General features: G+C 72.3%; 12 protein-coding genes and 1 pseudogene. 4 read left to right on the top strand and 9 right to left on the bottom strand.

Going from position 1 to position 11,318, the window contains the following annotated elements; genetic code table 11:
- From MBSD_RS15655 to MBSD_RS12480, 7 genes and pseudogenes are all read right to left on the bottom strand, one after another.
- A pseudogene (locus MBSD_RS15655) lies at positions 1-193 on the bottom strand (hypothetical protein); the annotation flags it as partial.
- A 64-nt stretch (positions 194-257) separates the two neighbouring features.
- A complete protein-coding gene (locus MBSD_RS12505) occupies positions 258-1,292 on the bottom strand; it encodes an agmatine deiminase family protein (protein WP_062537638.1) in 1,035 nt (344 codons plus the stop codon).
- A 4-nt stretch (positions 1,293-1,296) separates the two neighbouring features.
- Positions 1,297-1,641, bottom strand: coding sequence for a hypothetical protein (locus MBSD_RS12500; protein ID WP_062537637.1), 345 nt, complete (start codon positions 1,639-1,641; stop codon positions 1,297-1,299).
- A 173-nt stretch (positions 1,642-1,814) separates the two neighbouring features.
- Entirely contained in the window at positions 1,815-1,940 is a 126-nt protein-coding gene (gene ykgO / locus MBSD_RS12495; RefSeq protein ID WP_008215056.1) for a type B 50S ribosomal protein L36, read from the bottom strand.
- 60 nt (positions 1,941-2,000) lie between these two features.
- The gene (locus MBSD_RS12490; protein ID WP_062537636.1) at positions 2,001-2,909 is read right to left on the bottom strand and encodes a LysR family transcriptional regulator; all 909 of its coding nucleotides are present in this window, start codon (positions 2,907-2,909) and stop codon (positions 2,001-2,003) included.
- Positions 2,910-3,147: 238 nt separating this feature from the next.
- On the bottom strand, positions 3,148-3,972 hold the full coding sequence (locus MBSD_RS12485; RefSeq protein WP_062537635.1) for a universal stress protein: 825 nt from the start codon (positions 3,970-3,972) through the stop codon (positions 3,148-3,150).
- A gap of 23 nt (positions 3,973-3,995) precedes the next feature.
- On the bottom strand, positions 3,996-4,433 hold the full coding sequence (locus MBSD_RS12480) for a universal stress protein (RefSeq protein ID WP_062537634.1): 438 nt from the start codon (positions 4,431-4,433) through the stop codon (positions 3,996-3,998).
- Positions 4,434-4,664: 231 nt separating this feature from the next.
- On the opposite strand from MBSD_RS12480, the gene MBSD_RS12475 reads away from it, so the two are divergent.
- Positions 4,665-5,114, top strand: a complete 450-nt coding sequence (locus MBSD_RS12475) for a CBS domain-containing protein (RefSeq protein ID WP_187300674.1) — start codon at positions 4,665-4,667, stop codon at positions 5,112-5,114.
- A complete protein-coding gene (locus tag MBSD_RS12470) occupies positions 5,111-5,356 on the top strand; it encodes a hypothetical protein (RefSeq protein ID WP_148667885.1) in 246 nt (81 codons plus the stop codon). The genes MBSD_RS12475 and MBSD_RS12470 overlap by 4 nt, the downstream gene beginning before the upstream one ends.
- Before the next feature lie 12 nt (positions 5,357-5,368).
- On the opposite strand, the gene glgA is transcribed toward MBSD_RS12470, so the two are convergent.
- Entirely contained in the window at positions 5,369-6,829 is a 1,461-nt protein-coding gene (gene glgA, locus MBSD_RS12465; RefSeq protein ID WP_201797498.1) for a glycogen synthase GlgA, read from the bottom strand.
- Between the two features lie 5 nt (positions 6,830-6,834).
- Positions 6,835-9,021: a 1,4-alpha-glucan branching protein GlgB gene (glgB, locus tag MBSD_RS12460; RefSeq protein ID WP_062537631.1), complete on the bottom strand. Its 2,187-nt coding sequence runs from the start codon at positions 9,019-9,021 to the stop codon at positions 6,835-6,837.
- 111 nt (positions 9,022-9,132) lie between these two features.
- Here glgB and glgC point away from each other — a divergent pair, with 111 nt between their 5' ends.
- A complete protein-coding gene (gene glgC, locus MBSD_RS12455; RefSeq protein WP_062537639.1) occupies positions 9,133-10,413 on the top strand; it encodes a glucose-1-phosphate adenylyltransferase in 1,281 nt (426 codons plus the stop codon).
- A partial coding sequence (locus MBSD_RS12450) for a hypothetical protein (RefSeq protein WP_201797497.1) occupies positions 10,403-11,318 on the top strand: 916 nt, incomplete at its 3' end. The genes glgC and MBSD_RS12450, both read left to right, overlap by 11 nt.

Genomic DNA, 11,318 nt, shown 5'->3' with positions numbered 1-11,318 from the left:
GCGTGCCGGTGGGCGCGCCCCGCCACTGCAGGCGCGGCGCGATGTTGTCGCCGCGGCAGCCGTAGCCGTCGTAGACGTGGCGCTCGGCGATGCGGCCGCGTGCGTCGGCGGCATCGACCCGCAGCTCGAAAGCGCCGGCGTGTGCGGTGCCGGCGAAGGCGACGGCCAGCAGCGCGGCGAAGGTGCGGGCCATGGCGGACTCCGCGCGGGATCGGGCCTCGATGATATACCCGCGCGGCCACGCGGGCCGCGACGCTTCAGGCCAGCACGCCGGCGGGCAGTTGCATGGTCACGCAGTGCAGGCTGCCGTTCTGCCAGATCAGCGGCCGGCACGGCACCGGCACGACCTCGCGGCCGGGGTGCGCGGCGGCGATCACCTGCGCCGCGGCGGCGTCGGCGGGATCGCCGTAGGCCGGCATCAGCACCGCGCCGTTGACGATCAGGTAATTGGCGTACGAGGCGGCGAGGCGGCGCTGTTCGTCGACGATCGGCCGCGGCCAGGGCAGGGCGTGCAGCGTGTACGGCCGTCCATCGGCGGTGCGCAGCGCGGCCAGTTCCTCGCGCATCGCGGCGAGTTCGCCGTAGTGCGGGTCGGCCGCATCGTCGCAGGCCTGGAACACGATGGCGTCGTCCGGCGCGAAGCGCGCGAGGGTGTCGATGTGCGCGTCGGTGTCGTCGCCCTCGAGGTAGCCGCGCTCCAGCCACAGCACGCGTTGCGCGCCCAGCGACTTGCGCAGCGTCTGCGCCATCGCCTCGCGCGGCTGCTCGGGATGGCGCTGGTGCAGGCAGCGCCAGGTGGTGAGGATGGTGCCGCGGCCGTCGCTCTCGATGGCGCCGCCCTCCAGCGCCCAGTCGATGCGGCGGTGCTCGGCATGGGCGAACAGCTGCTGCGCGGCCAGCCCCTCGACCAGCAGGTCGTCGCGGCTGGCCTCGAACTTGCCGCCCCAGCCGGTGAAGCGGAAGTCGCACAGGCGGAAGCGCCGGCCGTCGGTCAGGGTGATCGGGCCGGAGTCGCGCAGCCAGGTGTCGTCGTAGGCGATGTCGACGAAGCGCACGCGCGCGGCGTCCACGCCGGCGTTGTCCAGCAGCGCCGCGGCGCGCGCGCGCACGGCGGCGCCGGCGACGCAGACGATCGCCGGCTGGAAGCGGGTGATCGCCAGCACCAGCGCGGCGTAGGTCGACTCGACCTGGAACAGGCGCGGACCCCAGTCGGTGCCGGCGTGCGGCCAGGCAATGAGGACGCCTGCCTGCGGCTCCCATTCCGCAGGCAGGCGGAAGCCATCGGCGGTCATGCGGTTACGGCGAGGAGCTGGCCGGCGCGGGGGCGGCGGGGGTGTTCACCACGCTGTGGATCACGCGGCTGCGCTCGAAGTACACGGTGTAGCCGGGATACTCCCAGCGGTTGATCGTCGGGTGCTTCGGTGCATCGCCGCCGGCCGGCGGCAGCTTCTTCAGCGGCGCGCCGTAGCGTTTCTCCACCTCGGCCATGGTCATGCCGCGCCTGGGCAGGTCCTTGCCCTGTTCCTGCTGCACCTTCTGCTTGATGCTGAAAGTCTCCGCCTGCGCGTTCGGCGCCATGGCGAGCGCGATCATGCCTCCCAGCAGCATGGCCTGCAGCGTGGTCGGTACGGTCCTGGACATGGCGTCTCTCCCCGAGGCGACGAATGGGCCGTGTTGTAGCAGAAGCGGAACGCCTTAGCCACGGGCTTCCGCGCGATTTCGTGCGGCGTTCAACGCTTTGCGCGCATCGCCGCCGCGGAAACGCGAAGGCCGCCCGCAGGCGGCCTCCGGAATGCACGAGCGGTGCCGGCTGCTCAGCGCTGGCGCGCCTTGAAGCGCGGGTTGCTCTTGCAGATCACGAACACCTTGCCGCGACGGCGCACGACCTTGCAGTCGCGGTGCCGCTGTTTGGCGGACTTGAGCGAGGAAAGCACCTTCACGGCCAGCTCCTTGATGCGAAACGGATAAAACAGACGCGCGAGTGTAGCGGGCGATCGCGTTCAAGGCAAGGACGCGGCCTGTGGCAGCAGCCCCTCGAGGAAACGCTGCAGCACCGGCGCCGCATCGCCCTTGCGCCAGGCGACCGCGATCGGCATGGTCGCCTCGGCGTCGGCCAGCGGCACGAAGGCGACGCCGGGCAGGCGCACCGCCTGCAGCGAGGCCGGCACCACCGCCAGGCCGATGCCGGCGGCGACCAGGCTCAGCAGGCTGGACAGCTGCAGCGCCTCCTGGCGGATGCGCAACTGCGAGCCGGTCTTGCCGGCCAGCCGCGCCAGGGTGTCGTGCACGGTGCTGCTGTAGCGCCGCGGCTGGGCGACGAAAGCCTCGTCGGCGACGTCGCGGAAGCGCACGCGGTTGCGGTTCGCCAGGCGGTGCTTGGCCGGCACCGCCAGCAGCAGCGGCTCCTGGTCCAGCACCTCGAAACGCACGCGCCGGCGGGTCGGCGCGTCCCGCGGCGGCGCGCGCACGAAGCCGACGTCGATGGTCTCCTCCAGCAGGGCGGCGAACTGCTGGACGGTGAACATCTCGTGCAGCTCCAACTGCACCTCCGGATAGGCGCGGGTGAAGCGCAACACCGATTCGGGCAGGGTGGGGTGAAAGGCCACCGAGCCGGGATAGGCGAGGCGCAGGCGGCCGATCTGGCCGGCGGCTGCGCGCTCGGCGGTGCGTCGCGCGGTCTCGGCCTGCTGCAGCGTCTTGCGCGCCTCCACCAGGAAGGCGCGGCCGGCCTCGCTGAGCGCCACGCGGCGGCGGTTGCGGTCGAACAGTCGTACGCCGAGCAGTTTTTCCAGCGCGCGGATCTGCTGCGACAACGGTGGCTGCGAGATGTGCAGCTGCTGCGCCGCCCGCGTGAAGCTGAGGGTGTCGGCGACGGCGACGAAATAGCGCAGCTGGCGCAGGTCCAACATAGACGTGTCTGCTATAACTGACACATCAATTATATATTGGACTGCGAAAGGCGCCGGGCGTAACGTGCGCCTGCCGTTCCCCAACGGCGGTTCCGTCCCGAGCCCCCCCCGACGGGCGGATCCGGGTCTGCAGGCGGCGCGCACGCCCACTTTCCGGCGTTGCCCCCTCCCCCCAACACGACGCCCGCGCGCCGCCTGCAGGCCGCTACTCTCCCTCCGCACCCCGCCCGCCGTGCGCTCAGTGCCGCATCAGCGTCGGCAGGGGGGCGTGCTCCAGCACCTGGCGCGTGGCGCCGCCGAACACGTATTCGCTGAAGCGGGTGCGGCCGTAGGCGCCCATCACCAGCAGATCGGCGCCGGCGGACCCGGCGGCGTCGAGCAGGGCGCGGCCGGCTTCCGTGTCCTCGGTCTCGATCGGACGCTCCACCGCGCCGATGCCGTGGGATTGCAGATACCGGCCCAGTTCGAACCCCGGATGCCAGGCCAGCGAGGACAGCGATTCCTTGCGGCGTCCGCTCAGCACCGTCACCTGCCCGGCCAGACGCAGCAGCGGCAGCGCGGCATGCGCGGCGCGGATCGATTCGGTCGAGCCGTTCCAGGCCAGCGCGATGCGCTCGAAGCGCAGCGGCGGCGCCCAGCCCGGCGGCACCACGATGCAGGGCACGCCCGCCCCCAGCACCGCGTGGCCCACCACGCCGGCCGAACCCGCCGGGCGGTCGGGATCGCGCTCCAGCACCAGCAGGTCGTGCCAGTTCGCCGCATGGGGCAGCACCTCGGCGACGCGGCCCTCGGCCACGATCCACTCGCTGCCGCGCACCGCGTGGCCCGCGGCCCATGCCTGGAACGGCGCGGCCTTGGCGCGCGCGCTCTCGACCTCCTCGCGCGCCAGCGCCAGCAGTTCGGCGACCAGCATCGCCGAATCGTAGGCGGCGATCGCCGCCGCCGGCTCGTTGACGTAGAGGCCGGTCAGGCGGCCTTCCAGCATCGCGGCCAGCTCGGCCGCGTAGCGCAGGCCGTTCGGCCAGGTGTCGTGACGGAGCGTGAGGGCGAGGATGTCGCGCATGGATGCGTCTCCGCAGGGTCGGCTCAGCGATAGACCAGCACGGGCACCTTGCTGTGGGTCAGCACCTTCAGGGTTTCGCTGCCCAACAGCACGGCCTTGGCGCCGCGACGGCCGTGCGAGGCCATCACGATCAGGTCGCAGCCGCGCTTCTGCGCCTCCTCGACGATCGCCTCGTAGGGGTCGTCGCAGACCGCGTGGCTGCTGTCGCACGGCACGCCTTCGGCCTTGGCGATGTCGCGCACGGCGGCCAGGTAGCGCTCGGCGCGCGCCACCGCCTGCGCGTTGTATTCCTCGCGCGTCGCCTCGAGCAGCTCGGTGACGTAGGTGAAGGTGTGGAAGGCCGGGATCGCGTGGAACGCGTGGACGCGCGCGCCGAGCAGCTTGGCGAGCTTCGTGCCCTGCCGCACCGCGCCCATCGACAGCTCCGAACCGTCGGTCGGCAGCAGGATGTACTTGAACATGGTCGTATCCCCTGGCGAGGCCGCAGGACGCGGCATGGCTGGAATCCGCGGCCAGCGTGCCCGCTTCGCCGCCCGGCGAGGTTGATCGGCATCAAGCCCGGCGCCGCCGCGCGGCCCGTCGCCGCGGCCGGCGCCGCACTGTTGATGCAGGTCAATGGCCGCTGCGCGCGCGCGGTTAGGGTGGATCGTGAGCCGCGGCGATGCGGCACCACGATTCAGGAGGCGACCGTCATGCGCGTGGGCGAGCTGTGCAACCGCGAGGTGGTGTTCGTACGCAGCGACGAGACCGCGCGCGCGGCCGCCGAGGTGATGCGCGAGTTCCACGTCGGCGACGTCGTGGTGGTGGTCGAGCGCAACGGCCGCAACATGCCGGCCGGCGTGGTCACCGACCGCGACCTCGCCATCGAGGTCGTGGCCAAGGGCGTCGATCCGGACGCCATCACCGCCGGCGACATGATCACCCAGCGCGTGGTCTGCGCCGAGCTGGAGGAAAGCTACGCCGACGTGCTCGACCGCATGCGCCGCGCCGGCGTGCGGCGCATGCCGGTGGTCGACGTGCACGGCGCGCTGGTCGGCATCCTGGCGTTGGACGACGTGCTGCGCTTCGTCAGCCAGCAGCTCGCCGAGATCGCGCAACTGATCACCGTGCAGCCGCAGCGCGAAGCGATGGTGCGGGCATGAGCCGGTACGCAGCAGATATGCTCGAGCTGGATCCGCCGCCCGCGCGCGGCGCGCAGGCCGGCGCGCGCGACGGCGCGGCGCAGGCACGCTCGGCCTCGGCGCGCCGTTGGGCGATCTGGCAGGAACAGGAGGCGGCGGGCCAGCAGGCCTGCTTCGCCACGCCGCTGCGCCTGGTGTGCAGGAAGATGGACTGTCCGTGGCGCGGCGAATGCATGAAGCTGCGCGCCGACTGGATGCGCTGATCCTCGCGGCGTTCAGCCGGACGGCGCGCGGCGATACGCCTCGGTGCGCGCGACCAGCGCCGCCGCGTAGACCTCGACATAACGCCTTGCGCTCTCGCGCCAGCTGAAGCGGCGCTGCATCGCCTGGCGCACCAGCTGCGCCCACGCGCCGGCATCGGCATGCAGCGCGAGGGCGCGGTCGACGGCCTCGACCAGGCCCGCCGCGTCCGCCGAGCGCATGGCGAAGCCGCTGGCGCTGCCGTCGGCGAGGCGCTGCGGCGTGGCGTCCGCGACCGTATCGGCGAGGCCGCCCAGCGGATTGACGATCGGCGGCGCGCCGTAGCGCATCGCGCTCAGCTGGCTGAGCCCGCAGGGTTCGAAGCGCGAAGGCATCAGGAACGCGTCGATGCCGGCGTAGACGCGATGCGCCAGGCCTTCGTCGAAGCCGATGCGCAGCAGCAGGCGCTCGGGGTGGGCGAGGGCGGCCGCGCGCAGCCGCGCTTCCGTAGCCGCCTCGCCGCTGCCGAGCACGATCAGGCACAGCGGCCGCTGCAACAGCGCCGGCAGCGCGTCCAGCACCAGGTCGATGCCCTTCTGCGGCACCAGGCGGCCGACGAAACCGAGCAACATGCGCGTTTCGGCTTGGGCGTCGCGCACGCCGAGTTCCTGCAGCAGCGCGATGCGCGCCTGTCGGCGGGCATGCAGGTTGCGCGCCGAGAAGCGCGCGCGCAGCAGCGGATCGGTGCGCGGATTCCACAGCGCGTCGTCGAGGCCGTTGAGGATGCCGACCAGGCGTCCGCGGCGCGCGCGCAGCGCGCCGTCGAGGCCTTCGCCGAATGCCGGCGTGAGGATTTCCCCGGCATAGCGCGGGCTGACCGCGGTCAGGCGGTCGGCGAACTGCAGGCCGCCCTTGATGAAGGCGCACTGGCCCCAGAACTCCAGCGCATCCGGATGCATCAGCCAGGCCGGCAGGCCGAGCTCGCCCACGGTCCGCGCCGGGAACAGCCCGCGTTGCGCCAGGTTGTGGATCGTGAACACGCTGGCCGCGGGCACGCGCGCGAGCTGCAGCAGCGGCGGCACCAGACCGGTCTGCCATTCGTGGCAGTGCACGACATCGGCGCGCCAGCGCAGGCCGCAGGCGTCGTCGGCGACCGCGACGGCGGCGCGGCACAGATCGGCGAAGCAGGCGGCGTCGTCGGCGTACGGCGCGCCGTTTGCCTCGGCGTAGATGCCGCTGCGCCGGCGCAACGCCGGGGTGTCGAGCATCCATACCTTGAAGCGCGGCGCGGCGGCCGCTTCGCGCAGCACGCAGATGCCGGGCAGACGGGCGATGCGCCGGCCCTGCGGCATGCCGCGGATGCGCGGCAGCAGCACGCGCAGGTCGTGACCGAGCTTCACCAGCGCGTCCGGCAGCGCCTCGATCACGTCGGCCAGGCCGCCGACCTTCAGCAGCGGCCGGTACTCGGCGGCGACGAACAGGATGCGCAGCGCCATCGCGCTCAGGCTCCGCCCTGCGGCGCCAGCAGCAGCGCGCCCAGCGGCGGCAGGGTCAGCGCCGCCGACCACGCGCGACCCATCCACGGCAGCGCTTCCGCCTCGATGGCGCCGCCGTTGCCGACGTCGCCGCCGCCGTAGTGGCGCGAGTCGCTGTTCAGCAGTTCGCGGTAACGGCCGCCCTGCGGCAGGCCGATGCGGTAGCCGTGGCGCGGCACCGGCGTGAAGTTCAGCGCGACGACGACCGTCTCGCCGCCGCCGCGGCGCAGGTAGACCAGCACCGACTGCAGCGCGTCGTGGCAGTCGATCCAGTCGAAACCTTCGGCGTCGAAATCGCGGGCGTGCAGCGCCGCATGGTCGCGGTAGCGGCGGCCGAGATCGTCGACCAGGCGGCGGATGCCGGCGTGCTCCGGCCGTTCCGCTTCGGCCCAGTCGAGCGCGCGCGCGAAGTCCCACTCGGCGGAGGCGCCGAACTCCTGGCCCATGAACAGCAGCTTCTTGCCGGGCCAGGTGAACAGGAAGGCAAGGAGCAGGCGCAGGTTGGCGAAGCGCTGCCAGCGGTCGCCGGGCATCTTGCCGAGCAGGCTGCGCTTGCCGTGCACGACCTCGTCGTGCGACAGCGGCAGCACGAACTGCTCCTCGAAGGCGTACCAGCGCGCGAAGGTGAGCTGGTCGTGGTGGTAGCGGCGGTGCACCGGATCGTGGGCGAGGTAGGCCAGCGTGTCGTGCATCCAGCCCATGTTCCACTTCATGGTGAAACCGAGCCCGCCCAGCCAGGGCGGACGCGTCACCCCCGGCCAGGCGGTGGATTCCTCGGCGATCGTCGCGGCATGCGGGCAGTGCTCCTGGATCGCCGTGTTCAGCTCGCGCAGGAACGCCACTGCGTCCAGATCCTCGCGGCCGCCGTGCGGGTTCGGCAGCCAGTCGCCGTCCTCGCGGCCGTAGTCGAGGTAGAGCATCGAAGCGACCGCGTCCACGCGCAGGCCGTCGAGATGGAATTCCTCGAGCCAGTACAGCGCGCTCGAGATCAGGAAGCTGCGCACCTCGTGGCGCGCGAAGTTGAATTTCAGCGAGCCCCAGTGCGGCGCCTCCGCACGCCGCGGGTCGGCGTGCTCGTACAGCGCGGTGCCGTCGTACTGCGCCAGCGCCCAGTCGTCGCGCGGGAAATGGCCCGGCACCCAGTCGAGGATCACGCCGTAGCCGCGGCGGTGCAGGGTGTCGACGAAGGCGCGGAAGTCGTCCGGCAGGCCGTGGCGGCGGGTCGGCGCGAAGAAGCCGGTGCTCTGGTAGCCCCAGGAGTCGTCCAGCGGATGCTCGGTGACGGGCAGCAGCTCGACGTGGGTGAAACCCGAGTCCTGCAGATGGCGCGCCAGCGCCTCGGCGAGTTCGGCATAGCCGCGGAAGCCGCCGTCGTCGCGGCGGCGCCACGACCCGAGGTGCACTTCGTAGATCGCCGCCGGCGCGTGCCGCCAGTCGCGGCGCGCGGCCATCCAGGCGCCGTCGCTCCAGCGGAAGGCCGACGGGGCGGCCACGCAGGCAGCGGTGCCCGGGCGCATCTCGAACGCCCGCCCGTAGGGATCGGTCTTCAGCAGCACGCGCGCGGATTCGCGGTGGCGCAGCTCGAACTTGTACAGCGCGCCGGCGCCGACACCGGGCACGAAGATCTCCCACACGCCGCTGCTGCCATGCACCGTCATCGGATGGCGGCGGCCGTCCCAGCCGTTGAAGTCGCCGACCACGCTGACGCGCTCGGCGTTCGGCGCCCACACCGCGAAGCGCGTGCCGTCGACGCCGCGCCGTTCGACGACGTGCGCGCCGAGCAGCTGCCAGGCGCGGCGGTGGATGCCGGCGTTGAAGCGCTGCAGATGGTCGTCGCCGAGCTGCGGCGCGAACGCGTATGGATCGCGCGCCGTGTGCTCGTTGCCGCCGGCGTCGATCCAGCGCAGCAGGTAGTCGCCCGGCAGCTCCTCGCCGGCGGCGCTCCATTCGAACAGGCCGCGCGCGTCGACGCGGCGCATGCGGCGCGCGCCGGGCTCGACGTACGCCGCGCGCGCATCGGGAAGCCAGGCGCGCAGCAGCGGACGGCCGTCCTGCCGGCACGGTCCCAGGCAGTGGTGCGGCGCGTGATGGCGTCCGTCGATCAGCGCCTGCAGCGCGGGTGCGAGCGGCGGCGGCAGCGGGTGTGCGGACATGCAAAGCGGAACGCGCGGAAATCCGCCGCCAGCTTGGCGGCGGGGACGGCGCACCATTCTGATCTGCATCAACCCGCCCGGCGCGGGCGGCGCTGCAATGGCCGCATGAACATGGGCGCGAAAACGGGCACGGCCGTGCCGCCTTCGCAGCGCTTCGTCAGCCTGATCACGCGCGACACGCTGGCGCTGGTGCTGGCCGGCGGCAAGGGCACGCGGCTGGGCGCGCTGACCGGCAACCGCGTCAAGCCGGCGGTGCCGTTCGGCGGACGCTTCCGCATCGTCGACTTCGCGCTGTCGAACTGCATCAACTCCGGCATCCGCCGCATCGGCGTGCTGACGCAGTACAAGGCGCACTCGCTGATCCAGCACATCCAGCAGGGCTGGAACTGGTTCCGCGCCGAGTTCGGCGAATACGTCGAGCTGCTGCCGGCGCAGCAGCGCGTGGGCGAGGCGTGGTACGCCGGCACCGCCGACGCGGTGCGCCAGAACGCCGACATCATCCGCGGCCACGATCCGCGCTTCGTGCTGGTGCTGGGCGGCGACCACGTCTACAAGATGGACTACGGCACGCTGCTCGGCTTCCACGTCAGCCGCGGCGCCGACATCACCGTCGGCTGCATCCCGGTGCCGCTGGAGCAGGCGCACGCTTTCGGCGTGATGCAGGTCGACGCCGACGGCCGCGTGCGCGAGTTCGCGGAGAAACCGTCGCAGCCGACGCCGATGCCGGGCGCGCCCGACTTGGCGCTGGCCTCGATGGGCATCTACGTGTTCAATGCCGCCTATCTGCTGCGGCGCCTGGCCGAGGACGCCGAGGATCCCGACTCCAGCCACGACTTCGGCCACGACATCCTGCCGCGCGCGCTGCACGACAGCGCGGTGTACGGCTACCCGTTCCTCGACAACGCCAGCGGCCGGCCGGCGTACTGGCGCGACGTCGGCGACGTCGATTCGTACTGGCGGGCCAACATGGAACTGCTGGACGTGGTGCCCGAGCTGAACCTGTACGACCGCGACTGGCCGATCTGGACCTGGCAGGAACAGACGCCGCCGGCGAAATTCGTGCTGGACGAGCCTGGACGCCGCGGCATGGCGGTTTCGTCGATGGTCGCCGGCGGCTGCGTGATCTCCGGCGCCACCGTGCGCCACTCGATGCTGTTCTCCTCGGTGATGGTCGACGAGGACTCGCTGGTGGAGGATTCGATCCTGCTGCCGGGCGTGCGCATCGGCAAGCACTGCCGGGTGCGGCGCGCCATCCTCGACACCCATTGCGTGCTGCCCGACCACGCCACCATCGGCTACGACGCCGCCGACCAGGCCCGCTACGACGTCAGCGCCGGCGGCGTGACGGTGGCCACGCCCGACATGCTGGCTGGCAACGACCGTGGCGGATGAACGGCTCCGCGTGGTGCTGGGCTGGCACATGCACCAGCCCGACTACCGCGATGCGCAGACCGGCCGCTTCATGGCGCCGTGGGTCTACCTGCACGCGATCAAGGACTACGCCGACATGGCGGCGCACCTCGAGGCCGCGCCCGGCGCCTGCGCGGTAGTCAACTTCACGCCGGTGCTGCTCGACCAGCTCGAGGACTACGCGCGGCGCATCGACGTCTGCCTGTGCGAGGGCCGCCAGATCGGCGGTCTGCTGCTGGACACGCTGGCGCAGCCGGTGCTGGCGCTGGACGAGGAACGCCGCCGCGCGGTGGTGCGTGCCTGCCTGCGCGCCAACCGCAGGCGCATGATCGAGCGCTTCACGCCGTACCGGCAGCTCGCCGACATCGCCGCGATCGCGCTCGAACATCCCGGCGGCTTCGCCTATCTCGACGACGCCTTCGTCTTCGACCTGCTGGTCTGGCACAACCTGGCGTGGCTGGGCGAGTCGGTGCGCGCCGACCGGCGCGCCGTCGCGTTGATGGAGAAGGCGCGGCGCTTCAGCCGCCACGACCGTGGCGTGCTGCTGGAGCTGATCCGCGACGTGATCGCCGATCTGCCGCGGCGCTACCGCGCGCTGGCGGCGCAGTCGCGCGTGGAGCTGTCGATCACGCCCTACGCGCACCCGCTCATGCCGCTGCTGCTGGATTTCGCCAGCGCGCGCGAGGCCAACGCCGCGCTGCCGCTGCCGCTGGCGCCCGGCTATCCGGGCGGCGCCGAACGCGTGCGCTGGCACCTGGCGGGCGCGAAGGCGGCGCACGAGCGGCACTTCGGCGCGCCGCCGGAAGGTTGTTGGCCTTCGGAGGGGGCGCTCAGCGAGGCCACGCTCGCCGCGCTGGATGCGGCGGGCTTCGCCTGGACCGCATCCA

Origin of the sequence: Mizugakiibacter sediminis (genome assembly GCF_000953855.2) — a bacterium.
Classification (GTDB): Bacteria; Pseudomonadota; Gammaproteobacteria; order Xanthomonadales; family Rhodanobacteraceae; genus Mizugakiibacter; species Mizugakiibacter sediminis.
This window is presented reverse-complemented; position numbering and strand designations above follow the sequence as displayed.